The organism is Paenarthrobacter sp. DKR-5 (genome assembly GCF_018531425.1).
Classification (GTDB): domain Bacteria; phylum Actinomycetota; class Actinomycetes; order Actinomycetales; family Micrococcaceae; genus DKR-5.
This window is the reverse complement of record NZ_JAHBOI010000007.1, coordinates 52960-79281: the sequence shown is the minus strand read 5'-3', so window position 1 is coordinate 79281 and position 26322 is coordinate 52960. Positions and strand designations below refer to the sequence as shown.

The 26322-nt window shown below is 62.9% G+C and carries 25 protein-coding genes and 3 pseudogenes; 18 read left to right on the top strand and 10 right to left on the bottom strand.

Annotated elements, in window-relative coordinates; all coding sequences use genetic code 11:
- Positions 1–24 precede the first annotated feature (24 nt).
- The 7 genes from KIH31_RS15225 to KIH31_RS15195 all read right to left on the bottom strand — a co-directional run bounded on the left by KIH31_RS15225 (position 25) and on the right by KIH31_RS15195 (position 5297).
- Positions 25–987: a D-2-hydroxyacid dehydrogenase family protein gene (locus KIH31_RS15225; protein WP_214427992.1), complete on the bottom strand. Its 963-nt coding sequence runs from the start codon at positions 985–987 to the stop codon at positions 25–27.
- Between the two features lie 101 nt (positions 988–1088).
- Positions 1089–1739 (bottom strand): GntR family transcriptional regulator, encoded by a 651-nt coding sequence (locus KIH31_RS15220; protein ID WP_214427991.1) that lies wholly within the window; start codon positions 1737–1739, stop codon positions 1089–1091.
- Between the two features lie 131 nt (positions 1740–1870).
- Positions 1871–2764, bottom strand: coding sequence for an NAD(P)-dependent oxidoreductase (locus KIH31_RS15215; protein WP_214427990.1), 894 nt, complete (start codon positions 2762–2764; stop codon positions 1871–1873).
- On the bottom strand, positions 2761–3156 hold the full coding sequence (locus KIH31_RS15210; RefSeq protein WP_214427989.1) for a carboxymuconolactone decarboxylase family protein: 396 nt from the start codon (positions 3154–3156) through the stop codon (positions 2761–2763). The genes KIH31_RS15215 and KIH31_RS15210 overlap by 4 nt, the downstream gene beginning before the upstream one ends.
- A complete protein-coding gene (locus tag KIH31_RS15205) occupies positions 3146–3556 on the bottom strand; it encodes a cupin domain-containing protein (RefSeq protein WP_214427988.1) in 411 nt (136 codons plus the stop codon). Before KIH31_RS15205 ends, KIH31_RS15210 begins: the two co-directional genes overlap by 11 nt.
- Positions 3553–4485: an NAD(P)-dependent oxidoreductase gene (locus tag KIH31_RS15200; RefSeq protein ID WP_214427987.1), complete on the bottom strand. Its 933-nt coding sequence runs from the start codon at positions 4483–4485 to the stop codon at positions 3553–3555. Before KIH31_RS15200 ends, KIH31_RS15205 begins: the two co-directional genes overlap by 4 nt.
- The gene (locus tag KIH31_RS15195) at positions 4482–5297 is read right to left on the bottom strand and encodes an N-acyl homoserine lactonase family protein (RefSeq protein WP_214427986.1); all 816 of its coding nucleotides are present in this window, start codon (positions 5295–5297) and stop codon (positions 4482–4484) included. The genes KIH31_RS15200 and KIH31_RS15195 overlap by 4 nt, the downstream gene beginning before the upstream one ends.
- Before the next feature lie 258 nt (positions 5298–5555).
- On the opposite strand from KIH31_RS15195, the gene KIH31_RS15190 reads away from it, so the two are divergent.
- From KIH31_RS15190 to KIH31_RS15140, 11 genes and pseudogenes are all read left to right on the top strand, one after another.
- Positions 5556–6917: an MFS transporter gene (locus KIH31_RS15190; RefSeq protein WP_214427985.1), complete on the top strand. Its 1362-nt coding sequence runs from the start codon at positions 5556–5558 to the stop codon at positions 6915–6917.
- Positions 6918–6955: 38 nt separating this feature from the next.
- Complete coding sequence (locus KIH31_RS15185) at positions 6956–7261, top strand: hypothetical protein (protein ID WP_214427984.1); 306 nt, start codon at positions 6956–6958, stop codon at positions 7259–7261.
- Positions 7258–8103 (top strand): alpha/beta fold hydrolase, encoded by an 846-nt coding sequence (locus tag KIH31_RS15180; RefSeq protein ID WP_214427983.1) that lies wholly within the window; start codon positions 7258–7260, stop codon positions 8101–8103. Before KIH31_RS15185 ends, KIH31_RS15180 begins: the two co-directional genes overlap by 4 nt.
- An 11-nt stretch (positions 8104–8114) precedes the next feature.
- Complete coding sequence (locus tag KIH31_RS15175; RefSeq protein WP_214427982.1) at positions 8115–8873, top strand: carboxymuconolactone decarboxylase family protein; 759 nt, start codon at positions 8115–8117, stop codon at positions 8871–8873.
- Positions 8870–10288, top strand: coding sequence for an aldehyde dehydrogenase (locus tag KIH31_RS15170; RefSeq protein ID WP_214427981.1), 1419 nt, complete (start codon positions 8870–8872; stop codon positions 10286–10288). Before KIH31_RS15175 ends, KIH31_RS15170 begins: the two co-directional genes overlap by 4 nt.
- Before the next feature lie 242 nt (positions 10289–10530).
- Positions 10531–11538 carry an IS481 family transposase gene (locus tag KIH31_RS15165; protein WP_214427980.1) on the top strand — a complete coding sequence of 336 codons (1008 nt, stop codon included), beginning with the start codon at positions 10531–10533 and terminating at the stop codon, positions 11536–11538.
- Positions 11539–11625: 87 nt separating this feature from the next.
- Positions 11626–13301: pseudogene (istA, locus tag KIH31_RS15160) on the top strand (IS21 family transposase).
- Positions 13298–14089 (top strand): annotated as a pseudogene (istB, locus tag KIH31_RS15155) (IS21-like element helper ATPase IstB); the annotation flags it as partial. The pseudogenes istA and istB, both read left to right, overlap by 4 nt.
- Before the next feature lie 174 nt (positions 14090–14263).
- Positions 14264–14671: a large conductance mechanosensitive channel protein MscL gene (mscL, locus tag KIH31_RS15150; protein ID WP_066435231.1), complete on the top strand. Its 408-nt coding sequence runs from the start codon at positions 14264–14266 to the stop codon at positions 14669–14671.
- 195 nt (positions 14672–14866) lie between these two features.
- Complete coding sequence (locus KIH31_RS15145) at positions 14867–15088, top strand: hypothetical protein (protein ID WP_056741113.1); 222 nt, start codon at positions 14867–14869, stop codon at positions 15086–15088.
- 459 nt (positions 15089–15547) lie between these two features.
- Positions 15548–16861, top strand: coding sequence for a hypothetical protein (locus tag KIH31_RS15140; protein ID WP_214427979.1), 1314 nt, complete (start codon positions 15548–15550; stop codon positions 16859–16861).
- A gap of 579 nt (positions 16862–17440) precedes the next feature.
- Here the strand turns inward: KIH31_RS15140 and KIH31_RS15135 are convergent.
- A complete protein-coding gene (locus KIH31_RS15135) occupies positions 17441–18181 on the bottom strand; it encodes a hypothetical protein (RefSeq protein WP_214427978.1) in 741 nt (246 codons plus the stop codon).
- Between the two features lie 379 nt (positions 18182–18560).
- Positions 18561–19136, bottom strand: a complete 576-nt coding sequence (locus KIH31_RS15130; protein WP_214427977.1) for a hypothetical protein — start codon at positions 19134–19136, stop codon at positions 18561–18563.
- An 804-nt stretch (positions 19137–19940) separates the two neighbouring features.
- Here KIH31_RS15130 and KIH31_RS15125 point away from each other — a divergent pair.
- The 6 genes and pseudogenes from KIH31_RS15125 (at position 19941) to KIH31_RS15100 (ending at position 23741) form a co-directional block, all read left to right on the top strand.
- Complete coding sequence (locus tag KIH31_RS15125) at positions 19941–20216, top strand: type II toxin-antitoxin system Phd/YefM family antitoxin (RefSeq protein WP_214427976.1); 276 nt, start codon at positions 19941–19943, stop codon at positions 20214–20216.
- Entirely contained in the window at positions 20213–20506 is a 294-nt protein-coding gene (locus KIH31_RS15120; RefSeq protein WP_307857673.1) for a type II toxin-antitoxin system RelE/ParE family toxin, read from the top strand. The genes KIH31_RS15125 and KIH31_RS15120 overlap by 4 nt, the downstream gene beginning before the upstream one ends.
- A gap of 534 nt (positions 20507–21040) precedes the next feature.
- On the top strand, positions 21041–22180 hold the full coding sequence (locus tag KIH31_RS15115) for an EAL domain-containing protein (RefSeq protein ID WP_214427975.1): 1140 nt from the start codon (positions 21041–21043) through the stop codon (positions 22178–22180).
- Positions 22181–22229: 49 nt separating this feature from the next.
- Positions 22230–22817 (top strand): hypothetical protein, encoded by a 588-nt coding sequence (locus tag KIH31_RS15110; RefSeq protein ID WP_214427974.1) that lies wholly within the window; start codon positions 22230–22232, stop codon positions 22815–22817.
- A gap of 79 nt (positions 22818–22896) precedes the next feature.
- Positions 22897–23274: pseudogene (locus KIH31_RS15105) on the top strand (helix-turn-helix domain-containing protein); the annotation flags it as partial.
- The gene (locus tag KIH31_RS15100; RefSeq protein ID WP_250546087.1) at positions 23268–23741 is read left to right on the top strand and encodes a ZIP family metal transporter; all 474 of its coding nucleotides are present in this window, start codon (positions 23268–23270) and stop codon (positions 23739–23741) included. The pseudogene KIH31_RS15105 and the gene KIH31_RS15100, both read left to right, overlap by 7 nt.
- Positions 23742–24037: 296 nt before the next feature.
- On the opposite strand, the gene KIH31_RS15095 is transcribed toward KIH31_RS15100, so the two are convergent.
- Positions 24038–24778 (bottom strand): DeoR/GlpR family DNA-binding transcription regulator, encoded by a 741-nt coding sequence (locus KIH31_RS15095; RefSeq protein WP_214427972.1) that lies wholly within the window; start codon positions 24776–24778, stop codon positions 24038–24040.
- Positions 24779–24997: 219 nt separating this feature from the next.
- Here KIH31_RS15095 and KIH31_RS15090 point away from each other — a divergent pair, with 219 nt between their 5' ends.
- Entirely contained in the window at positions 24998–26320 is a 1323-nt protein-coding gene (locus KIH31_RS15090; protein WP_214427971.1) for an extracellular solute-binding protein, read from the top strand.
- Positions 26321–26322 lie beyond the last annotated feature (2 nt).

The following is a 26322-nucleotide window of genomic DNA, read 5'->3' as shown; positions in this document are numbered from 1 at the left end:
GGGATTCAAGGATGGGGTGCAGGATCATCCCGCCAAGGTTCTGAGGGGTAGCCCGTCCAGCCAGGCCACGACGTCCTCGAGTGCTTCCCGGTAAAAGCGGGTGTAGCTTTCCGTCGTCACGTAGCCCAGATGGGGGCTTAGCACAGTGTTTGGAGCGCTTAGTAAAGGATGGTTTGCCGGCAGAGGCTCGATGTCGTAGACGTCCAATGCCGCTCCTCTTATCCACCGGTATTTAAGGGCATCGACGAGGGCATTTTGGTCGACGAGGGCCCCCCTGGCGGTGTTAATAAGGACGCCGTCGGGGCCGAGTAGCCGCAACTCCTTCTCACCGACAACGCCTTTGGATCTCTCGGAGAGCCGGGCGTGAAGCGTGACGATGTCCGATTCAGCGAAGAGCTGTTGCTTGGTGACTCTTCGTGCGCCTGCGGCTGAGGCTGTGTCTTCCCGGAGGTTGGGGCTCCACGCTATAACGTCCATTCCGAATGCTCGGCCATACCCCGCGATCCGGTGCCCGATCTTGCCTAAGCCGAGGATCCCCAGCGTCTTACCTGCCAGTTCGAAACCTACGCTGGTCTGCCATTGCCCTGAGCGCAGGGCGCTTTCCTGGGCGGGGATGTCGCGCGCGAATGCGAGAAGCAACGCCCACGTGTGTTCCGGTGCCGCAGTCGGAGACCCGGAGGTGCCGCACACTACGATGTTCTTTTCCCGGGCGGCATCGAGGTCGATGGCCGCGTTTGCCATGCCGGTGGTGACAAGGAGCTGAAGTTTCTCCAGCTTCTGGAGTACTTCGCGAGGAAATGGTGTTCGTTCACGCATCGCGATGACCGCGTCAAAACCGGTGAGCGCCGCGACGGTTTCCTCGGGGGAGCCGAAGGGCCTGTTGAAGGTGGTGATTTCAACGCTCCGCGCCTCCAGGCTTTGCCATGGGGCGAACCCCTTGGCAACGTTTTGATAGTCATCCAGGATGGCCAGGCGTGTGGATGTCATGCGTCCTCTACTCGTAATGGATGAAGACCACCCTGCGAGGCATCCCGAACGGACTCGCAGGCGCCGAACGGTGCTGCCCGGGCAAGAGCACCCGAGGGGTGTTAAGACGCCCGTTCGTTAGCCGCGCTCTCAGGGGGTTCGGTGAGGCGTTGCAGGGCGGTTTTCCCTGCTTGTTCGATGTGGTGACGGTAGGCTGCGACGGCGGCTTCAGTGTCTCCCGCTTCGACCGCGTCGGAGACTGCCCGCAGTTCCTTCACGGCGGTTTCACCGCGGCCGGTCGCTGACATTGAGGTCGCCCTGAGCACGTGGACACGGGCCTGGATGCCTTCAATCACCTGCCAGAGTGACGGAGAGGCTGCCCCGTCGAGCAGCACATCGTAGAACCGGTCCTTCACTTTCATGGTCTCGGTGATGGGCAGGCCGGCGTCAACAGCTTCTGCGAATTCTTCGACGGCGACGGCGAGCCGGAGACGCTGGGCCCGTGAGGCACGCTCGCAGAACTTGCTGACAAGCAGGCATTCGAGGACTGACCTGATTTCGTAGAGGTCGCGGGCGTCTTCCGCGTTGGGCTCGGTGACCGTTGCCCCACGCTGGGGAATGACGGTGACCAGGCCTTCACTGCTGAGAGCCTGCAGGACCTCACGGATGGTCGCCCGGGAGACGCCGTATTTCTCGACGAGTTCCCGCTCGACCAGACGCTGCCCGGGGGTGTACTGGAGGTTGCAGATGGCATCGCGAATGGCAGCGGTCACTTGCAGGCGCACAGAGCCATTCGACGGTGCCTGCGTCGCAGCCATTTCCCTCAGCCCTCCCCTCACGGATTAAAAATCACTTCCGGCTCCCAGCCACCTTGTGTGTGTGGAACCGTTGCCGTGACTCGATGCTACTCGGCGACCTTGTGAGTGACCCAGCGGGCGATCTCGGTGTGATCAGCGCCGGCCGGAAGATCCTGGGCGGCCTGCGCCCACACCGCGATGGAGGCGTCGGCCAAGCTGGTGGGTGTCCCGAGGTCCTTCGCGAGGGACGCGGCAATCCGCATGTCCTTGAGCAGCAGGTCAAGAGCGAAGCCGGAGTCGTAGCTTTCAGGAAGGATGAATTTGGGGTATTTCGTCTCGGTGGACCCGCTGCGCCCGGTGGAGGTGTTGATGATATCGATCAGCAGGGCCGGGTCGAGACCGAAGCGCTTGCCCGCTTCGACTCCTTCCGCGGAGATGAGCAGGTGGGTGGCGGACATCAGATTGTTGATGGCCTTCGCGGCGTGGCCGGCACCGACGTCACCGGCACGACGCGGCTTGCCCATTGCTTTCAGAAGGGGCTGTACCCGGTCGAAGTCTTCGGCGCTCGCTCCGACCATGATCGTAAGTGTTCCGTTGACGGCCCGAATCACGCCCCCTGATACGGGAGCATCGACGAGCGTAACGCCCTCTTCCTTCAGAGATCCGGCGAGCTTCCTCGTCGACAGCGGCTCTGAGGAGCTCATATCGATGACGGTGACGCCTTCCTTGAGTGCGTCCCGGGCTTCACTGATTACCGTTTCCACGATGCGTGAGTTGGGCAGCATGAGGATGACGTAGTCGGCGCCTTCGACTGCTCCTCCCGCGTCGGCGGCGGGTGTGCCGCCGGCATCCTGGAAGGCTTGCCGGGCTGTGTCACTGGGGTCGAATCCGACGACCGTCCAGCCAGCCTCCAGCAGGCACCTGGACATGGGAAGGCCCATGCGGCCGAGGCCGATAAAGGCGACGACTCCGTTGCCGGAGGAGTGTGCGGGGCCGGTCATTTCTTTGCCTCCTCGATGACTTGCTCGGCCACACGGAACGACTCGAGAGCGGCTGGAACGCCGACATAGATGGCCGTCTGGAGGAGGACTTCCTGGATTTCTTCGATTGTCACTCCGTTGTTGAGTGCGCCGCGGACGTGCACGCCGAGTTCATGGCTGCGGTTCAGCGCGGTGAGCATGGCCAGGTTGAGCATGCTGCGGGTCTTGGGTTCCAGGCCCTCCCTGGTCCAGACACCACCCCAGCAGTACTCGGTGACCAGCTCCTGCACGGGCCGGGAGAAGTCACTGACCCGCGCCAGGGAGCGTTCGACGTGGTCGGCGCCGAGGACCTGCTTGCGCATCGTGATTCCGGCTTCGTAGGTTTGCTTGTGCATATCGTCATCACTGAACATCGGCGTCTCCTTCAGCCTTGGGCGCTTCGTATTCTTCCTGGGTAACGGGCTCAGCCCACGAGGTCTGGCCGAGCGAGATTGCGGTGTGCACCATGAACGAGTCGGCAGCTGCCCCGTGCCAGTGGCGCTCACCGGGCGGGCACCAGACCGTGTCACCGGCCCGCAGCCTGCGGATGCCGTCCGCGTCCGTGCAGACCACGCCCTCGCCGGCGAGTACCTGAAGGATCTGTCCGTGCTCATGCTGGTGCCAGTAGGTTCGGGCACCCGGGGTGAAGTTCACGGTGTTGATCACGACGTTGTCAGTGGCCGGCATGGTCAGGTATGAGTGCACTGTGCCGGTGAACTGGGATCCGGATTTGATGCCTGTGCCGTGTTGGTTGGTTCCGTGGATGAGTTTCATTCCCCGCTCCTGCCTGTGTCGTAGTGCTTGTCATGGACCCGGACGCGGCCGGATAGGTCACCGATCGCGTCCACGACGGTGTTGCTGATGCTGTTTGCGTACCCGAGTTGAAGGGCCATCCCGAAAGCAGCGATCGGGGCGGCGGCGGTCGGGCTTGCCACCCCGAGTTCGGTGACAAGGTCGACATACGCCAAGATGTCCTTCATCATCAGGGCGTTGGTAAGGCCGCCCTTGAGGTAGTCACCGTTAATGATCTTCGGGAACCGCTTCTGCGTGGCGAAGTTAACCCCGGAGCTGGCGTTGACGGCGTCGAGCAACACCTCAAGGTCGAGGTTCGCTTTGCGGGCCGCGACCATTACCTCGGCGGTCGCTGAGAGCGCGATCGCATTGAGGAAGTTGTTCAGCAGCTTGGCCGTGTGGCCGCTTCCCACTGGCCCGAGACGGAACACTTTGGTGGCTATGGGGGCGAAGACAGGTTCGAGGTCATCGATCGTTTCATCGGGACCGCCCACCATGAGCGTTAGTTCCCCGCTTTCTGCGGCCGCAGCGCCGCCCGAGATGCCGGCGTCGATGAAATGCGCTCCTGCAGCTGCGAACTCGGCTGCGAGCTCGGCGGTTGAGGCCGGCTCGGAGGTGCTCAGGTCAACGACGACCGTACCCGGCTCGACGGCCGGGAGCAGCCCGGACTCGCCCCGGCAGACTGCTTCGACGACACGGCTCGAGGGCAGCGACAGCAGTATGACCCGGCATGCCCGGGCTACCTGCGCCGGGGAGGCCGCAGGTAGCACGCCTTCAGGCAGCGCCGCTTTCGGGTCGTGTCCGAGGACGCTGATTCCGCCGGAGACCAGGCGGGCCGCCATCCGGGCTCCCATGTTGCCCAGTCCGATGAATCCCACAAGGGCGTCGTTCGGGTCGAAGACCGTGCTCATGAGGCTTCCTCCGGGTGGCGGCCAATGATGATTCCATGCTCGGCGAGCGGACCGTCGAGGGGTCGGTGCCGGTGCATGACGTCGGGGTCATGACCAGGCAGGAGGACGGCGTTGTCGTTCCGGATCAGCGAACGGATCAGGTCGAATCCGCGGTACATCTTGTCCAGGTCTTCTGCGACGACGAACGGCTTGTCGTCATCGATTTCTTCGTAGTAATGGGCGGCATCACTGGCCAGCAGCACGAGACCGTCACTGGTGGGCACTGTCAGGATGCACTGGCCGTGCGTGTGGCCGCCGACCTCGATGGCCGAAATGCCCGGCGCAATCTCGGCACGCCCGGAGAAGGCCTGGAGCCGGCCGGCCCGGTCAATCTGCTCAAGAGTGGCAAGCTCGCTGTCCTCGCACGAGTGGTGCAGGAGCAACCTGCCGGCCGTCGGCCCGCGCCAAAAGTCGCGTTCGGCCTCGGTAATGAGGACACGCGCCCGGGGGAACGCCTCCAGATTGCCGATGTGGTCGTAGTGCGCGTGCGTGATGACCAGAGTGTCCACGTCGGCAGGGTCGGTTCCGAACTGCTTGAGCAGCTCGACCGGGTGGATGATGTGTCCGCGGTTGCGGTTACGGCCCCCGAGTTCGCTGTAGCCGGTGTCAACCACAATGGTGCGTTCGCTGCTGCGAATCACCCATACGTAGTAGTCCATCTGGATCGGTCCGTCAGGCTCGTCGTAGAGGTGGTAGTTGAGAAAAACTGCCGACCTCGTCGCCATCCGCGACGCGTAGCGCAGCGCGATGACCTCGTAGGACTCCGTTGTCATTGAGCATTACCTCCTGGGACCGATTGTGTCGAAAATGTCTGACGATTGCAAGCAATGTGTAACTCCATGGTCTGGCCCGAAAGAAACTGCCCTAAATAACGGCTCCTACCAGGAGCCCAGCAAGCCACTGAATCCTTGATCTGTCGGGGAAGGAGCAGAATCAGCGGCGACAGGGGAAGTCTTTGATAGGGGTCCTTGACATCCTTCGAAGTTCCAAGCAAGCTGTCTGACAATCCGATGTCCACAAAGGAGTGAGTCATGCGACAGACCAATGAAACAAGCGCCCCCGCCCAACAGCTGACGGCAGATGAGGTGGCGGCTCGCCATAAAACCGCCGGAAAGGCGGCAACGAAGGGCGCCGTCTACGCCGAGTTCGTCGACATGTTCGACATTTATCTGCCGACGGTGATCCTCACCCCGGCAATGGTGTTTTTCCGTCCCCCCAACCTTGACCCGGGTATGGACGCGATCCTGACGTCCCTCATCTTTGCCACGACGCTTATCGGGCGCCCCATCGGCGCGGCGATCTTCGGGCACATGGCCGACAGCCTGGGCCGGCGTAAAACCACGATCCTGTCGGTGAGCGGTTTCGGCATCATCACCCTGCTCATCGCGCTCGTCCCCGGTTACGAGACGATCGGGGTCGGGTCCTACTGGATCCTGATTGCCCTGCGCTTCCTCGACGGCATCTGTCTCGGCGGCGGCTACACAGGAGCACTGCCGCTGGCGATGGAATACAGCCCCAAGGAAAAGCGAGGCCTGCTCGGCGGTGTCGTGCTCGCCGGTTTCCCGCTGGCCTACATCGTGATCAACCTCATCGGTCTCGCTTCGTTCAACATCTTCAAGGTCGGGGACGTCCACTCAAGCTACGTTCAGTGGGGGTGGCGCATCCCCTTCATCATTGGAGCGCTCGTCGCTGGCGCCCTGGCCCTCTACTACACCAAGAGCGTCTCCGAGTCGGAGATCTGGAAGGTCTCCGAGTCCAAGTCCAAGGGATCCCCCCTGCGCGAGGTCATGCGCGGCCAGAACCTGAAAAACTTCCTGCAGGTTTTCCTGATGATGACCGGCTTCTGGCTGACCCAGAACATCGTCACCCTGTTCATCCCGTCCGCCGTTCTGCCCAAAACCCTCGGCCTTACCGGCACGCAGCTGACGACGACATTGCTGATCGCCTACGCCTGCCTCATCGGCAGCTACATCGCTGCCGGTCTCATCGCCCAGAAAATCGGACGCCGACGGTTCTTCATGATCCTCGGAGTGCTCATCGCCGTGGTCGGCTCGGCACTAATGGTCACCCTGATGAACAGCAAGGGCCAGTCCTGGGGGCTCATCACCGTCCTGGTCTGCGCCTTCTCGATCCTGGTCACCGCCCCCTGGGGTGCTGTCCTGCCGTACATCACCGAACGGTTCCACACCGGGGTGCGTGCCTCCGGCTTCGGGCTGGGATTCAGTGTCTCCGTCGTGATCCCGTCGTTCTACGCCTTCTTCCTCACCGGCCTGCAGTCCTTCCTGTCCGCAGCGGCCGCAGCAGCCACCATCCTCGTCATCGGAGGCATTCTCGGGTCGATCGGCGCCGCCATCGGCCCCGAAACCAAAGACGTCGACTTCACCACCGACTAATGAGTCCCTTCCAAACCCTCCTCAACCGGGAAACCTTCATGGCCGACACTGAACTCGCCCTGCTGGCGCGCTTCGCCCCGGTCCGCATCGACGTCCAAGTCGGTCCGGACCGGGGAGAGATCGCACTCGGCGACCCCGACGAACTCTCCGACCGGGTCACCATCAAGGGCACCGCTGACGACTGGGAGGATCTGCTGTGCCCGACACCGCAACCCGGCCGCCATGACCTCATCTCCCTGGGCCGGAACAGTCCGACCTTCGAACTGCCCGCGCCCCTGCATCCGTTGGTACGCAACCTCCGGGTTCTCAACCGGTGGATCGAAGTGGCCAGGAGCGCACGGTGAACGGGGGAGTCGAGGTCGTCGGCCGGTACGTTGATGTCACCATCGGCGGCCGGCAGTGCCGCGTGTATGTGGAGGAATCCGGCAGCGGGATACCGGTTGTGCTCCTGCATACAGCAGGAGCGGACTCGCGGCAGTACCGACACATGCTCGCTGATGCATCGCTTGCGGATAAGTACCGTCTCATCGCCTTTGACCTGCCCCACCACGGGAAATCCTCCCCGCCGGATGGCTGGTGGCAGGAGGAATACCTGCTCACCAGGTCCACGTACATCGAAACCGTTCGGGTTCTCGTAGCGGCGATGGGCTTGGACCGGCCCATAGTGGTGGGGTGCTCGATGGGCGGCTCCCTCGTACTGCATCTGGCGCTCGAGCACCCGGAAGAGTTCCGCGGCGTACTCGGGTTCTCCGGGGCAGCCAGGGTACAGGGCCGGTTCATGGACTGGTCCCTGCGCCCCGACATCAACGCCAACCAGTCCGTCCCCTCATGGACGTACAACTTGATGGCCCCGATGAGCCCCGAGAACGCCCGCCGGGAAGTCTGGTGGATCTACTCCCAGGGCGGCCCTGGTATCTATCGGGGGGATACGTACTTCTATTCCCAGGACTCGGATATCGAGGACCGGGTGGCATCGATCGATACCTCCCGCTGCCCGGTCCACCTCTGGACCGGTGAATACGACTACGCCTGCCGTCCCGTCGACACCCTTCGCACCCTCGAGCTCAACCCCGGGATCGTCGGCGGAATCCTTCCCGGGATCGGGCACTTTCCTGTCGCCGAGAACTACCCCGCTGTCCGCGACCTCATCCACCACACACTGAACGCCATCACGGATGCTCAATGAAGGAGTACAGCATGACACTGGACCAACGCGCCCTCGAGGCCAAGGACCGATTCGTAGCCGAACGCGGCGCCTGGGGGCCAACCTGGGAATCAATCGCTTCCCTCGACCCGGATTTCCTCGACGCTTACCGCGAATTGTCCATGACCCCCATCCGCAAGGGCCATCTCTCGCCCAAAGTGCAGGAGTTCATCTTCCTGGCCGTGGACGCTAACTCCACCCACCTGTTCGTCCAGGGCGTTGAGCCGCACCTGAAGAAAGCCCTTGAATACGGTGCAACGCGCGAAGAGCTGATGGAGGTGCTCGAGCTGATCAGCACCCTGGGCATCCACGCCATGAACATCGGCGTCCCGATCCTCGTCGATGTCATGGAAGAACTGGGCATGCGGGACGAACCCGCAGCCCTCACGGGCTACCAGCTCCGGCTCAAGGAGCAGTTCACCACGGAACGGGGCTATTGGCACTCCTTCTGGGACGAAATGCTCGAACTGGACCCGGAGATGTTCGATGCCTACCTGCAGTTCTCCTCCGTTCCCTGGCGAACCGGCGTTCTCGAACCCAAGGTGAAGGAGCTGATCTACATCGCCTTCGACACCGCAGCCACCCACCTCTACGAGCAGGGACTCAGACTGCACATCAAAAACGCACTCGGCTACGGCGCAAAACCCCAGGAAATTCTTGAGGTAATGGAAATCGCCAGCACCATCGGCATCCACGGTGCAATGGTGTCCGCGCCCATCCTGGACAAGCTCACCTCGGAGGACGCGTCATGACCACCCACGTATCGCACTGGATCAACGGGCACGAAACTGCCTCCACCGACGGGTACAACGACATCCTCAGCCCCGTGGACGGCAACGTCCACGTCGCCGTCGCAAAGGGCACCGCACAGGACGTCGACCGTGCGGCCAAGGCCGCCACCGACAGCGCAGAAGACTGGCGGTGGATGTCCGCAGCCGAACGTGGCCGGATCCTGCGGCGCATCGCTGACGCCCTCCGCGAGCAGGCTGAGTCCTTCTTGGCACTGGAGAGTGCCGACACTGGCAAGGTCCGCAACACGCTCATGGGAGAAATCGAAAACTCAGCGGCGTACTTCGAGTTCTACGGAACGCTCGTTAACCTCCCGATCGGCTCCGTCCTTGACGTGTCCCCGGACCAGCACGTGTACACCAAACGGGAACCATACGGCGTGGTCGGGGTCATCACTCCCTGGAACCTGCCCCTGAACCAGGCGGCGCGGGCCGTCGCACCGGCCCTCGCCGCCGGTAACACGGTCGTGTGTAAGCCTTCCGAGTCAACATCCCAGACCACCGTTGCCCTCGCCAGGCTTGCCAGCGAGTGCGGTCTTCCCGCCGGAGTCTTCAACGTCGTCTGCGGCTCCGGTTCAGTAGTGGGGGAGGAGATCGTGCGGCACCCCTCAGTCCGAAAGGTCGCTTTCACCGGAAGCGTCGGAGTCGGGCGCACGATCAGTCACCTCGCAGCTGACAAGCTCATCCCGCTGACCCTCGAACTCGGCGGCAAGAGCGCAAACATCGTTTTCGAAGACGCCGACCTGGACTTCGCGGCCTCCGAAGCCGTCCGTGCATTCGTATCCAACGCCGGCCAGGTGTGCTCCTCCGGAACACGGTTACTGGTCCAACGTTCAATCCAAAAAGACTTCGTCCAGCGCGTCGCCGCCCTCGTAGCCCAGCGAAAGCCTGGCGTTGACTATGGGCCGATGATCACCTGGAAGCAGTTCGACACAGTCAAGCACTACCTGGACCTGGCACAGTCACGAGGAATGCGCCCACTCGTCGGAGGAACCGTCAGCAGCGACGACGAGCTCAGCAGCGGGGCGTACGTTGACGCCACCCTCTTCGACAACGTCGCACCCGACAATCCCCTCGCTCAGGAAGAAATCTTCGGCCCCGTGCTGGTCGCCGTCCCCTTCGAAGACGAAGCAGAAGCTATAAGAATCGCCAATGACTCGGAATTCGGGCTGGTCGGAGCAGTGTTCAGCCGGGACATCTCCCGCGCCCTCCGTGTCGCCGAACGGATCGAAGCCGGACAAATCGGAGTCAACACCTGGGTGACCGGTGCCGTCGAGACCCCGTTCGGCGGACAGAAAAACTCCGGATACGGCCGCGAGAAAGGCATCGAGGCGCTCAACCACTACTCGCAGCTAAAGTGCATCATCGTCAAACTTTGACCCTCAAAGGTCGGCGGCCGCTTGGGCTAGGTTCGGCCGACGGGATTCGCGCCCGATCCTGTTGTCCTCCACCTCAGGTACAGCGACACAGTTGATGTCCGCGATTCCGGGCTAGGTGGACTGCCCAGGGACGTTGGTTGGGTGAATGTGATGACTCGCTGGAGTCGTTGAGCCAAAGCTGAGGACCTCCGGTTGCACAGTGGAGTTGCTTAGACAACCGCTGCAGCGACCAGGAGGTCCTCATGTCCCACGCTAATGCCGCTTTGACTCCACGCCAACGTTTACGCGTTGCGCGTCTGATCGTGGAACATGGTTGGCCGGTGTCCCGGGCTGCCGAGCAGTTCAATTGCTCCTGGCCGACCGCGAAACGGTGGGCGGCCCGCTACGCCGCGATGGGTGAGGCCGGCATGGCCGACAGGTCCTCGCGGCCGCACCGGGTGGCGAACCGGACGCCGCAGCAGCTGGTGCGCAAGGTTGTGCACCTGCGCTGGAAGCAACGACTGGGGCCGGTCGCAATCGGTGCGAAGCTTTCCATCCCGGCCTCGACCGTGCACGCGGTCCTGGTCCGGTGCCGGTTGAACCGCCTGCACCACGTGGACAAGCGCACCGGGGAGGTCATCCGACGATACGAGCACGACAGGCCCGGGGCCATGATCCACGTCGACGTGAAGAAGCTCGGCAACATCCCCGACGGCGGCGGCTGGCGCTACGTTGGGCGGCAGCAAGGAGGCCGGAACCGGGCCGGAACCCCGGACAAGGCGCGTAGCAGAAACCGCGAGCCGCTGATCGGGACCGCCTATGTCCACACGGTCATCGACGACCACTCCAGGGTCGCCTATGCAGAGATCCACGGCGATGAAACAGCGGCCACCGCAGTCGGAGTGCTCAGGCGTGCCGTGTCGTGGTTCGCCGCCCGCGGCGTCACCATTGAGCGGGTCCTCTCCGACAACGGATCGGCCTATAAATCGCACCTCTGGCGCGACACCTGTCAGGAACTGGGCATCACACCCAAGAAGACCCGCCCCTACCGCCCGCAGACCAACGGCAAGATCGAACGCTTCCATCGAACCCTCGCCGACGGATGGGCCTTCAAACGCTTCTACGCCACGGAATCAGCCCGCAGAAACGCCCTCCCGGCATGGCTTCACCACTACAATCACCACAGGCCCCACACCGCAATCGGAGGCCAACTGGCTGTGACAGGTTTATATGGCCCCGGCAGGACGGTTATTTCCGGCCCCACTTCATGACTCGCCGGGCACCTGTGGCGGTTATTTGTGGCCCCACCTTCAACGTTGGATTCATCACTGGATGGATGCGGCGGAAGGCTGGTCTGGATGGAGTCGAGAGTGGAGTTGTTCGCGCGGATTCGAAGGGACGCCCGGGTTGAGGGCCTGTCGGTTCGTGCGTTGGCGGTTCGGTACGGGGTTCACAGGCGAACGGTAAGGCAGGCACTGGATTCAGCTGCCCCTCCGGAGCGTAAACAGAGACAAGGCGTGTCCTGGAGGCTGGAGCCCTTCAAGGGCGCGATCGATGCGATGCTGACCGAGGACACACGGCGCCGCGGAAGCAGCGCCATACTGCACGCAGGATTTTGGCCCGGCTCATCGAAGAGCACGGTGCGCCGGAGCTGTCGTATTCGACGGTGCGGGATTATGTGCGGGTCCGCCGCGCCCAGATCGATGTGGAGGCCGGCCGCCGGGTTGAGGTGTTCGTTCCCCAGGAACACGCCCCCGGAGCGGAAGCCGAGGTGGACTTCGGTGAAGTCTGGATCATGCTGAACGGGGTGAAGACGAAGTGCCACATGTTCATCTTCCGGTTATCACATTCGGGCAGGGCCATCCACCGGATCTACCCGACCCAGGCTCAGGAAGCCTTTCTTGAAGGCCACGTGGAGGCCTTCAAAGTTCTGGGCGGCGTCCCGACTAAACATATCCGCTATGACAACCTCACCAGTGCTGTAACCGCTGTGGTGTTCGGCCAGGGCCGGCAGCGCCGGGAGAACGACAGATGGGTGTTGTTCCGTTCCCACTACGGCTTCGACCCCTTCTATTGCCAGCCCGGCATCGCCGGGGCCCACGAAAAGGGCGGGGTTGAAGGTGAGGTGGGCTGGTTCCGCCGCAACCGGCTTTCACCGATGCCGGTTGCTGACTCCCTGGACGAGCTCAACGACCGGATCCGCAAATGGGAAGCCCAGGACGAGGACAGGAGGATCAATGACAGGATCCGCACCATAGGCCAGGACTTCGAGATCGAACGGCCGTTCCTGGCCCCGTTGCCGGCAGAGGAATTTGATCCGGGTCTGGCGCTGAACCCGAGGGTCGACAGGTCCTCGATGGTCACCGTCCGGATGGTGAAGTATTCCGTCCCGGCCCGGTTCATCGGCCGGAGGGTCCGGGTGTCATTGCGGGCGTCCGAGGTCGTGGTGTTCGATGGCCGCACCGTGGTCGCCAGGCATCAGCGGCTCGCCGCCCGGTCCGGGCAGTCGGTCCAGCTGGACCACTATCTCGAGGTCCTCAAAACCAAGCCCGGCGCCCTTCCAGGCTCCACCGCTTTGGCCCGGGCGCGAGAGTCCGGGACGTTCAGCAGCGCGCACGAGGCATTCTGGGCCGCCTCCCGCCGGGTCAACGGCGACGCCGACGGGACCCGTGAACTCATCGACGTCCTGCTCCTCCACCGGTCCATGGACGCCTGCGACATCCACGCAGGCATCACCGCGGCCCTCGTAGTGGGCGCGGTCAGCGCCGACGTCGTCGCGGTCGAAGCCCGCAGACACGCCACGACATCTTGCCGGGGCGGGGCCAGTTCGGACCGTCATCCCCGTGTTCATGCTGAAGAGAAGGTGCAACGAGTTGTCAGTCTCACCCAGCGCCGCCTCATGGACCCCGTCGCCGTCATCGCCGGGCTGCCACCTGATAGCCGGCCCCTGCCATCGGTCCGCGCCTATGACGAGCTGCTGGCCAAACGTTCGGAACACCCCGCAGGAACCGCGTCAAAGGAGAACATCTCATGAGCCCCACCGCACCGGCGACCACCATCACCCCGGCCCTGCGCCGGCGGCGAGGCCTGACCGAACAGGCAGCGGTTGCCGCCGTGGACCAGGCCTGCCGCCGACTGCGCCTGCCCACCATCCGGGCAGTCCTCGATGAAGGCCTCGCCGTCGCGGGGAAGGAACAACTCTCCTACCAAGGCTTCCTGGCCGAACTGCTGCTGGCCGAGTGCGACGACAGGGACCGGCGCTCCTCGATCCGGCGCGTGAAAGCCGCGAACTTTCCCCGGGACAAGTGGCTCGGGGACTTTGACTTCGACGCGAACCCGAACATCAATTCCGCCACCATCCACACCCTGGCCACCGGAGAATGGATCCGCAAAGGACAACCCCTCTGCCTGATTGGGGACTCCGGAACCGGCAAATCCCACCTGCTCATCGGACTCGGCACCGCCGCCGCGGAGAAGGGCTACCGAGTCAAATACACCCTCGCCACCCGACTCGTGAACGAACTCATCGAAGCCGCAGACGAGAAGGTCCTGGCCAAGACCATAGCCCGCTACGGCCGCGTGGACCTGCTCTGCATCGACGAGCTTGGCTACATGGAACTTGACCGTCGAGGCGCCGAACTCCTCTTCCAGGTCCTCAGCGACCGTGAGGAGAAAAACTCCATCGCCATCGCCTCCAACGAATCGTTCTCCGGCTGGACCAAAACCTTCACCGACCCGCGCCTCTGCGCCGCCATCGTGGACCGGCTGACCTTCAACGGCACCATCATCGAAACCGGCACCGACTCCTATCGCCTGGCCCATGGCATCGCGCGTAGAAGTTCGGAACAGGTGAACAACCCCGCTGCAGGAACCCAAGGTCCCCACGGAGGTGAATCCGACCTCATGCCACGGGCGCCGGCAGGCACTCGGTGACTCCCCTCGAAACTTTCCCCAAAAGTGACCGATACGGCATCCGCGTGGGGTAGTTTGATCGCTATGTTGACCGGATTCAAGAATTTCATCATGAAGGGCAACGTCGTAGACCTTGCCGTCGCCGTCGTGATTGGTGCCGCCTTCGGTGCCGTAGTCACGGCCCTAGTCCAAAGCGTTCTCATGCCGTTCATTGCGGCCCTGGTCGGATCTCCGAACTTCGATAGTTTCGCCGTCGTGACCCTCAACGGAAACGACATCAAATTCGGTGTCCTGCTCACGGCAATTGTTAACTTCGTGCTCGTGGCGGCAGCCATTTACTTCGTCATCGTCGTGCCCATGAACCACATGGTCGAGCGCCGCAACCGGCGCCTCGGCATCAACCCGGACGTCAAGGAAGAAGCGGCCGAAGACCCCCAGATTGCCCTGCTTACGGAAATCCGGGATTCCCTCCGGCAAGACCGCAGGCCCTAATCAAGCCGGCGTACCCGAACCCCGCCAAAATCCGCTGTCAGCGCTGAACCGCGGCGCAATTGCTTCGGCACGCTCACGTTCCACAGACCGACGCTGCGATAGCGTGTCTCTCAGCGGCGCAGGGATAAATCCGGGCGTTCGTGCAGCCGCAGGCTGGCTGGGCTTGTTTTCCGTCATCGATGAAAGGACATGAAAATGGCTGTTTCGATTGAATTGGGCAAGGCATTGGACAAGGGCTACGAGAACTCGACTCTGGACGAGGTCCTTTCGGCCCCGCCCTCGGCTCTTGCCGGACTGACCGAAAAGCACGACGAACTGCTTGCCGGTATGGGAATCAAAACCATCCGCGATCTGGGAAGCAACAAATACTTCGCTACGGCAGGGGTACTGGTCGCACTCTCCGGCAAGGTTGGGTAGTCGGTCTGGACTGTTAGCGCGTCTAACTGAAAGGGTCCGGCCCGGCGCACGCCGGGTCGGACCTTTTCCATTCCAGAATGGATTTCTCCCACTCAAGAGATCTGACATGCTAGCAACGACGGCGCCCCGACTCCATACCCCCGACCGGCATCTGCCGTTCCCCCGGGCGATACAGGAACCCTTAGCCAACCGGTGCGAAAACCGTCCCGCGAGCCCGAGACCCACAACAACGTTCCGTGAACCTGGGGCCACTTTCAATCGCCCCTCTGGGGCCAAAAATACTTGACACAATCAGCCAACCGCCCATCAGCCGCTTAACCAACCTGCCTGGGCAGTACAGCTAGGCGGTGCTCACCGCCTAGCCCCGCGCCACGAGTAATTTCTTGCGTGGCAAGATTCGGCGTTGGTATAAATTTCTCGGACGCTGCCAGCGGGGGAGCGCGCACTCCTGGGGGAACCTTGAAGATCTTTGCCTGCTGCGTTGCTGTGTCCGGACTCATTGCGCTGGCTGGGTGCTCGAACGCATCATCTACGACGAACCGCGCGCCGGTTTCGGCGTCCACGGGCTCAGCCTCAGTCTCGGCGTCTCCAGCGGATTCGTTCGGTCCGCACTACGAGCAGAGCCTGAAGACGACGGTTCGTCTGCCGAGCAGGTGGGCGGGTGGCGGGGGCTGGAGGATTGCGGACCCATCAGCCTCGGTGTTCGGGCTGAAGCACTCCGTGGCCGTCATCCCGAAGTCGTGGACTGGTTCACCGAGCTCCCCGGTGCACACGCTGGCGACGATCTCCACGTACGACCAGCACGGCAACCAAATCGCCGCCTCCAAGGTGCCCTCGGGTATGTCCAGTAGCAACCTTTCCGGACTGGCAGTCGGCACGTCCTATTCCGGAGGCAAGGCTTATCTCATCATGGTCCAGTACGGGGCCCCCGCGGGAGGCGACGGTGCGGCTAATCCGAGCGCTGTCCACTATGTCGTCATCGAGGACGAGTCGGGGAAGATTGTCGCGGACTCCGTGTTCACCACCCCGGGGCCGATCATCAACACCGACGGCAAGATTCCGGGACTCGCAGCGATACAGATGGACGGCGAGTCCGTCTCTTTCCTCACCAACCACGAAAGGTACGTTATTAATCCGGCCGCGGGCTCCGTCGACACCATCACGCCGCCGAGCCAGGAGTACCGCTGGATGAAGCGCGTCGATGGCGTCGACATTTACCAGAAGGGGATGGACGGAGGACTGTCTGGTGCCGGCTGGCAGATCCCGGAAGGACTGCCATTCACCCACGGCGGGTATACCGACCCGAACAGCACCGTGCCGGCGTTCGGCCCCTACCTGAGCGTAGGGGACAGCTGCCAGCGCACCATCAACGTGCACACGGGAGCCGCTGCAGGAGGGTTCGAGAAGATAAACGGAAACTGCGATTCCACTTCCCTTTCCGCCTTGCCGGGATCGTTCTACCGTGGGGTGGTGGCGGGCACGGCTAATTGGTACCTGCGCCCCGCAGACGGAACCTTTGTGCAGCTCAGTGGAGCGAGCCCATTCGTCGCCTATAAGTTCGCCGGAGCTGACGGGATCATTTATGGAGCGACCGATAGGCCGACCGTGGCCGCCGGCCACCTCGACCTCTCCGAGGGGGTGGTGAAGGCGGACCTCCCTGCCGGGTCTGCCGCGCCAGAGGCTGTAACTGCCGATGGGCTCGCAGTGTTCGCGGACACCACCGATCTTGTGCACCTGAAGGGGCTAATCTTCGTGAATCCGGCAGCGAAGTAGGTTTCTCGCAGAGCGCTTGGAACAGCTTCGGCGGGATGCATTTTGCCAGCACTTACTGCGTGCAGCTCGACGGCCTCGCGCATAGAGACCGGGACGACGCCGAATCGGATCGCGTGCTGACTCTTGGCGTCGACAACATCGAAGCGCTCCCTCCGGGCGGCATCGTCAAATTGGCATGCGACATCAACCGTTATAGATTGACATAATCTTCATCATCGGCGCGAGAAATTGCCGGGCGAGAAGCGTCGGGGGGGCTCCCGGACTCTTCGGCGATGCCCGGTTGGCGGACGACGCGCTCCAGCCGGCCCAGCGAGCGACAACGTCCCTGCCGGGCATGCCCTGATCAGTCCTCACTACGCGACCGCGTCGCTCCCGCCTGACAACCAAGCTCCGGCTGGCACTGGGAAGGCAACTGCGGAGCGGAGGCCAGCACTAGATCCACAACTTGCCCCAATCGGCGGACGAGCTCTCCGGCAGTGGCGTGAGCATCTGAATGAAACGCACTTCACCGCGGCTCAATCCGGCCCGACCAAAGCTGCTATCCGCCTCTCAAAATCGCAACCAGACAAAAGCCACAGCTCAGAAATACGTCGTCCCGCGACGGTGGTTGAGCGCCGCTAGACCGGGAGTGCGCCCCTTCTCTTCAATGTATTCGGCGAACACCCTCGACAACGGGTCGCGTTTGGTTTCGTAGTCCCTCCAGACCAAGTACTGGACGTCGTTTTCGAACTTGATGCTCGTCTCATCGATCGTCGCGATGACATTCCCATCCCAGTCTGTACGACACCGCAGGTCAGACTCCCAGGACACCAGCTCAAACTCGAAATTCGGACCGACGTACAGGTGGTCACAGCTGACTTCGTCGCCTAGCCCGGCCTCTGACAGCGCCTCCCCGGCTCTGTCCCTGACAACTTCCCGTAAGTGCGCACCGTGCAGATGATAGTTCTTGTCATCAGGATCCCAGGTTTCAATTTTTCCTACACCCCACTGGCCGCCTGAGGGATTCTTGGCGATCTGTCCGTCGTCGAACAGAAGAAGGCTGTGGAAGACCCAGCATCGCTCGATCGGAGTGGCCGTGAACCGGTTGTATGACGGCGTGATTTTTCCGAACAGGCGCTTCTTCGTTGGCACGTGTTCGTGGTCCATTTCGACCACGATGTGTGGTTCCACCTGGTATTTGACCAGGGCCCTGCGGAATTCTTCGAGCTCTTCCTGAATGATGGGGGCAACGCGGCGCGCTTCGGCTTCCATCCTGACCATTGTTTCTGCCGTCTGCTGCTTCTGGTCGCGCCGGCGCTGCAACTCCTCCTCGATGCCCATGTGGCGATCCTAAACCGTCAAAGGCACTGGTGGGTGTGGTGTCGTCCGGCGCAGCCGGTGACGGTTCGCGTCTGTTCAGTACCACCCCGTGCTGGATGTCGTCTCGGATGAAGTCTTTCCGCCGGCGGCGGTACATGCCGTTGGAGTCCGGGTAGTTGTCGGTGGTGCGGGAAAAGTTGGGGATGTCGTTGTCGCTGTCCAGAACGGTAACGCGGTACTGGACCGGGCGGCCGTACATGAAGGTGTCGGGCAGGGTGCTCATGCCCTTTCATGTGTGCGGTGCCCGGAATTGCCCGCCCCGGCGGATGCAAAGGAGGCCCCCGCCGAGGCGGCGGGGGCCTCCAACCGGACCGGGATCAGCTGGAGATGGGCAAGCCGATCAGCTGAATCCATGCTGATGCAGGATTCCCAGAACTACAGATGCGGGAGTTCGACCCTCAAGCCCGTCGCGAATCGAATCCGCCTCAGCTTGCATCACCTGCTTCAGGGCAGGGAAGACGTGTCCCGAATCGGATCCGGGAGCAAACGCAACCATTATTCTCAGCCCGTCAAGGGACGTGAGATCGTTTCCCGCTCCCAGTCTCTGGTTGAGGTCAACTGGTTTCTGGGGTGTTACCGGGGACGAGGGCAGCTCCCGACCAGCCTTCTGAATGTCCAGACCCCGACGGCTAAGAATTTCATCCATCAGCGCCGGGGCGTCATACCCGAGCTCGACCTGACGAATCTGGTCGACCTCGGCCTGGGAGGCCTTGCCCAAAGCCAGATCCACGGCTCCGACTGGAATCCCCTGATATTGAAAGCCATCTATGTAGGTGGCCTCGCCGAAAGTCGCATCACTGTTTTGGCCTAGATGTTCCCAGGGCTGCGGCTGGGATGCAGAAGCCGGTGTCGCCGAAGTCGTCGGCAAGCTCTTGTTCCAGAGGTCAAGCTCCGAAGGCTTGCTGTTCTTGTCCACGACAGCCTTGACGCCAAAAGCCACGACAGCGGCGAGAACGATAAGTGAACCTACCAGAAAGACGATTCGTCTGGCTCGATTCGACCTTGCAGTGTCCCCAGCCACGTTCTGCCCTCAAATACTGGTCGTCTGAATTTACGTTCGGAAGATACATGGCCAATGCTGCGTCTACTGCATAAGCGGTGCGGCGGTTCTTGATCCCAGTGCCCGAATGCCGCTCAGACGCCGGGCCGGCACTTGCCAGTCCCGAGAGTGGCCAGGCCGGTGAGGTCGCCGGCGGCGAAGTCGTGGACCTGCTCCGAGCATGCTGGGTGCCATCTGCTGGGTCGGGTTGGCAACGTGGTCCAGGCGCTGTCTCGTGCTTTGATCGCGGCATAGCCGTCCGTCCCTGCGCCATGGTGTTCAGGGCGGCCGCGATGAGCCTGACCTGACCGGTGACGTAGGCGAGGTACTTTTCGTTGACGGTCACCGACATGCTCCCGCCAAGACCAAGAGTGGTCGCGGAGCCGGGGAGGGTGCTGGCGGTGAGCTGCGGTTCCTCGGCGTGGGTTTCCCAGGCGAACAGGACCCGGCGCCATTATGGAATCCTCAATGTTGCTTCGAAGCAACATCGCCAAGCCGAACAGTTGATCCTGTACAGCCCTCATGTAACTGCGCGGCCTCGGCGTTCAGATCTCCCAAAACGGGGAGGGGCGTATCACCGGGTCCTATTCTGCAATCGGATCACTTCAGGTTGACATAAGGTCCATTATCGGCCAAAAGTCTGGCTAGTGAATAGCCCGACTTTTGGCTACACTGGCTGACATGAGGACAGTACCGCTCAGTGAGGCCAAGGACAAGCTGTCCGCGCTCGTGGAAGAAGCCGACACCACGCACGAGATCATCCAGATCACCCGGCACGGACACCCGTCGGCGGTACTGATGTCAGCCGACGACCTGGAATCCCTGCAGGAAACGATCCACTGGCTGTCCCGGCCCGGGATCCGGGAAGACCTGGACCAGGCGCGCTGCGATATCACCGAGGGCAACACGACCAGCGGCGATGATCTGCGCCGTGGATTCGGACTCCCGCCGCGGTGAGCGGATCCGGATCAACCGCGTCAGCGGCTTGGAAACTTGAGATAACGAGTCCGGCCGTTCGGGGCTTCCGGCGCCTGCCGGAAAAGGCAGCGGCAGCAATCGTCGCGTTTGTCACGGGCGCGCTGGCCGACAATCCCTATCGGCTGAGCAAGCCCCTTACCAACGAACTATTCGGCCTGCGTACCGCCCGACGCGGCGACTACCGTGTGCTGTTCACCCTCGACGTCGAAGAGCACATCCTTTACATACACCGCATTGACCACCGCTCGGACGTCTGCAAAGCCCGCTGAACGTTCCACCGCCCGTGCGCTACTGCGGCGTTTGCCCCTAGCGGGGCGACTACCGCGTGCTCTTCACGCTCTACCTCGAAGACCCCGCCCTCTATGTGTGCTGCCTAGAACACCGCTCCGACGCCCACACAGCACGCCTCCTCCTGACCTCAGGCCCAACGGTGGGATCCGGGCCACCTCACCCAAGGGGCCGCAACACAGCGTAATCGATTCGTACACGAATTGTTCGTGCGCTAACTGTTTGATAGTTTGTTTCCGTTCCGCCCGGGCGGTGTCCCCCAATCCCCTCCGGGCGGAACCTGGCGCGTTGTTCCTTACGCATTTGATCCATTCCGCGAGAGTCCCTATGTCCAGGCACACCGGCAATTCCCCACGGACCCCGGCCACAGGCCCGATGCTGCATGTGATGACCGGCCCGGCCGCTCCTCGCACCGCCAACAGCGCAGCCCTCGCCGGCACATCCGGGACCTGTCTCGCGGGGCCTGGCCCCAACACCGAGGGACGCGGCCCCGTCCCGGCCCTGGGACGGGTGCGGTGAACTCAAAAATCCAGCGGGTGCTTGAGCTGGCCCGGGTTCACCTGCGGATGGATGTCTCCTTCCTCTCTGAATTCGTCACCGTCGGGCAGGGGTCCGCAGAGCCCGGGCTCGCCGGCGCGCTGGCCGGACAGGGCGCCGATCTCTACGAGGCGTTCCGCCGCCTCATCGGAGGCGACGCCCTCCTCCCCTCAGCTGATGCGCGGGACGAACCCGATGTCAGGGGCAAGGGCGCCAACGGATTCTGCCGGATCGGGCGCTACACCGGAATCCCCCTCTGGCTTTCCAACGGCAGCCTTTACGGTGTGTTCTGCTGGTGCAGCCACCCTGCCCACGCCCTGGACGCCCGCGACCTGAGCTATGTATCGATGCTCGCCGACCTTCTAGCCGATGAACTCGAGGCCGAACACCGGCTCGCCCGGGACCGCACATCCATCGACGCGATCCTGTCGAACGGCCCTGTCGAAACCGTCTTCCAGCCCATCATCCGCCTCGCTGACGGCCGCCGCCTCGGAGCCGAGGCGCTCTCCCGCTTCCCCGGCACCGTGACCCCGGACACCGTCTTCCAACGCGCCCACCAGGCCGGGCGTGGAATTGAACTGGAAATCCTCGCAGCCAGGCAAGCCGTCAAGTACCTCCCCGCAATCCGAGCCGGGCAGCACCTCGCCGTGAACCTCAGCCCCGCGGCAGTCAATGAGACCGCAGCACGGATGCTCGCCGACTGCGGACCGGACCTTGGCAGGCTCGTCCTGGAAGTGACCGAAACAGCCGTGGTCCACAATTATGAATCACTGCGCGCCTGCATTGCGCCGCTGCGCGAACAGGGACTGCGGCTGGCCATCGATGACACCGGTGCCGGCTACTCATCCCTGCGCCACATCATCGAACTGGGCCCCGACATCATCAAAATTGACCGCTCCCTCATCAACGGGGCCGCCGACGACGCCTCGCGCCGCAGCGCCGTCAGAGCTTTTGTGGGACTCGCCGAGGACCTCAACGCCGTCACCGTCGCCGAAGGCATCGAAACAGTTGCAGACCTCACCACCGTCCGTGACCTCGGCGTCACCGCAGGACAGGGCTACCTCCTCGGACCGCCCGCGGCCTGCCCCGCCGGAATACCCAACCTGCGGAAACACTGACAAACAACCGGCCCCCAACCGCCGCTTCGCACCACCGGAGAAGACAGAAGTGAACCAGACCCCAGTAAATGAGACAGACCGGGACGCCTTCGCCCGCCTCGAAGAACTCGCGCGCACCGTCGCCGCCGGTCTTGCCGCCGAAGGCCGGCCCTTCGACTCCTACCCGGCCGCTCCCCCTGCACCAGCCAAAGCACGGGGAATCTTCAAAAACCGGCGCAACCCAACAAAAACTCCCCGCGCCTGGCGACTGCATTCCCTGCGTCTCTCCGAAACCTGGATCAGCAGCAACGAGCCCGGCACACCCAACCGCTTTGAACAAACCGATGACGAGCTCTGGCTCACCATCGAAGGAACACTCACCGTGATGTCCTTCCGCTACGAAACACACGGCAGCCAAAACACCCTGACCAGCACCACGACGGCACTGAACCCGCTCACCGCCGCACGCTACGACGCCAAACCCGCATGGAAAGAACAACGCACCGTCCGCGGCACCGAACACATCCATGAAACCTGGCTCGAAATGCTCGGCAAACCCTGGTACCAGAAACCCTTCACCTCCATCACCGACATGCTCACCAACCTCCAAACCGGCACCCGGACCCCCTCCGGCATCTTCAGCCGTCAAGCACACTGACTCGCCGGAGCAAGGCAGCGTCCCCGCCGGGTAATGACAGGGGCCGGAGCGTGCGGAAACGGGGTGCGGGAAGCCTCCTTTGACTGAATCCTGGAAGGCTTCTCTGGTGAACATCGCCCACGTCGCGGCCGAGATGGGCATCTCCCGGGCCTGTGCCTCCAAATGGGTGAACCCGCACCGGCGGCACGGCGAACTTGGCCTGCAGGACCGGCCCAGCGTCCCGCACCGTCAGCCCGCCGCGACCCCCGCCGCGGTCGTGCTCCGCATCGAAGCGCTGCGCCGGGAATAGAAGTGCTCCGCCGCGCGGATCGTCCACGAGCTCGGCACCGAATGCGTCCGGCTGAGCCGGCGCACGGTGACCCGTCATCTGGCCGCCCTGGGCCTGAACCGCAGGCGGTTCATCGACCCGGCCGGCGAGTCGAACCGGGAACCACGAAAAATCCACGCCCGCTGGCCCAGGGTGAATACGGCGCGCACACTCACGGCCGCCCCTCAGGGGGGGTCGTCTCGGCCCTGGCCCTGGCCGGGCACAGCCTCACCGACGGGATCGCCATCGGCCTGGCATTCCAGGTCAGCCACACGGTCGGCTTTGGCGTGGCGCTTGCCGTCATCGGCCACGATTTCGCCGACGGCCTGAACACCGTCAGCCTGCTCTTGACGAACCGCAACAGCCGACGGCAGGTCTTCAAGTACCTTGCCCTGGACGCACTCACCCCACTCGCGGGCGCCGCCCTGACCCTGTTCATCCATGTTCCGGACAACGGCCTACTCATCTACCTCGGCGTGTTCGCCGGATTCCTGCTCTACATCGGCGCCAGCGACGTCCTCCCCGAAGCACACGCCAAACACCCCTCCGCGGCCACCGTTGCCCTCACCGTCGCCGGAGCCGCCGCCATGTACATCGTGATCAGCCTGCTGCCCTGAGCAACAACGCCCTGTCGCGACTCTTGAACGCCCCTGCATCCCGTCGTGATCGGGTAGCCGGCAGGACCCGCTACTCCGTCGCAGCTCCTTCTTCGTCATCCAGGACTCGTACTAACTGACCCGTGCGGCCACCCGGGGCGGCATCCATGAGTATCCCCGTCCCTGCGGCCGGGGAAAGGTAGCGGTCGGGTTGCTCGCCCTGACCCGGCGGTGTTTCAGAACCGCTGCGCCCCGTTGCGGAGGCAGTTAGACGGGCGAATTCTTCGGCGACGGCAGCACTTCGGGGTCTCCATCATTCACACGCACACAACGTCGCAACCCTGTTGGCGGAGCTGCCTTACGACCGCCTGAGGGGCCCTGCTGTCGGTGATGAGCACATCCACTTCCGCCATCGTGCACACAGGGGCCAGCGCCACCTTTGAGATTTTCGTTGCATCGGCAAGGACGACGGTTTTGCGTGAGCGCTGCTGGAGGGCGCGGTTTACTCGCGCGCCCATGGGGTCGTAGTTCGTGCATCCTGCGTCGGGGGCGACGCCGTCGACTCCGAGGAACGCGACGTCGATGTTGTAATCCGACAGGAAGGCCTCGGCAGTAGGTCCTACCGTCTCCTGGCTGCTGGCCCGGGCCTCTCCGCCGGCAACGAAAACACGCAGCGCAGGGTTGGCGAGAAGGCTCGTGGCGATGTTCAGCGCGTTGGTCACTATGCTCAGCTGTTCACGGCCCATGAGCATGCGGGCGAACTCGCTCACTGTGGTGCCCCCCGTCATTCCGATCACCCGCGAGCCATCCAAATAGGTGAGAGCGTGCTCAGCAATGCGCCGCTTCTCCGGCAGGTCCTGAGCTGTTTTGTAGTTCAACGGGAGGTCATTGAACGCCGCATTTGTCGAAGCCCCGCCCCTGGTGCGCGTAACGAGACGCTGCTCCTCCAGAAGTTCGAGGTCACGCCGGATCGTCGCCTCCGAAACGGCGAAGCGTTCGGCAAGCGTCGGCACTTCGATGTTGCCGGCTTCGAGCACGGCCCCAACGATCTGGTTCAACCTCTGTTTTCTTGTCACGAGAGCAGATTAACGTTTTGCGCAGCTTTACGCAACATCCAAGCATTCTGCGCGGTCGTAATTGCTCATTCGGCGCCGAACCGAGCGAAAAACCGCGGGACGGCTTGCACGTTATGTTCGTCACATGCAAGCATTGCGTAAACCGTTGGGGAATGAACAGTCCAAGCATCGTGTGTGCACAGTTTGATGAAAGGTCGGCCGATGATTTCGAAGCGAAACCGTCTGCGCAACGTAGCGCTGGTGGCGGGAGCGGCGGCGCTTAGCGTTGCTGCGACAGGCTGCAGCGGGGGCGGCTCATCCGCCTCTTCCCAGACGAAGGACGTCACGATTACCGTGGCTTTGTTTGGCGCTCCTCCTCCTCAGAAGTCGCTGGATGAGTTTAAGAAGAGCACCGGGATCACGGTGAAATGGTCCACGATCGACTGGGACAGCCTCCAGACGAAGATCGCTGCGGCGTCGACCTCCAACACGTACTTCGCCGACGCAACCGACGTCGACTGGTCGCGGGTGGGCCAGGAGGGCAAGCTTGGCTGGTTCCTGCCGATGGAGAAGTACATCGACCAGAAGGCGTATGCAGCGGACATGCCGCAGCTGAGCTCCTTTACATCCAACGGGCACATCGTCGGTGTTCCGTTCGATGCCTCCTACCTCGTCACGACGGTGAACAAGCAGATGTTCGCCAAGGCCGGCATCACCACCATGCCGAAGACAATCGACGAATACACCCGGGACCTTCAGAAGGTTAAGGCCTCAGGGGTTTCCCCGACGCCGCTGAACATCCCGTTCAACGCCGCGGAAGGATTGTCCACCTACTGGTACCAGACAACACAGGCGTTCGGCGGCAGCATCCTGGACGAGGCCGGCAAGCCGCAGTTCACCTCCCCGGACTCCCCCGGTTACAAGGCAGCTCAGTGGATGGTCGACGCACTGAAAAACGGCCTGGTTCCTGCCGGCAACATCAATGTCAGTGACAGCCAGGGCCAGCAAACCCTGATGGCCAAGGGCGTCACCGCCAGCACCTTCGCAGACTATTCGGGCAACGTCGGCAGCCTGTACGACGTCCCGGCGTCATCCTCGGTCACCGGCAAGCTCCAGTACATTCCAACCCCGGGGCTGAGCGGGACGACGGCGAACGTCAGCAACCCGGACGGCATCGGCATCCTGAAGACAGCTAAGTACCCCGAGGCTGCCGCGAAGTTCATCGAGTGGTTCACCTCTGCGGAAAACCAGGCCGACTTTGCCGGAGCAAGCGGACCCGACAAGGTGATGCCCGGCTACTTCCTTCCGTCCCGGCTTTCAGGTCTTACCAAGCTCACCTCGGCCAAGGGCCTCGCCGGAGGCCAGGAACTAACCTCGATGCTCAAGACCAGCAAGCCAGTCTTCCCCGCCGGCGCGCCGGTCTGGTACCCCCAGTTCTCCAACGCCGTGTACACGAACCTGCACGCGGCCGCCGCTGGCAGCATGAGCGTCGACGCGGCCATCAAAACCATTGCAGACACCGCAACGAAACTGGCCGGTCAGTAGGA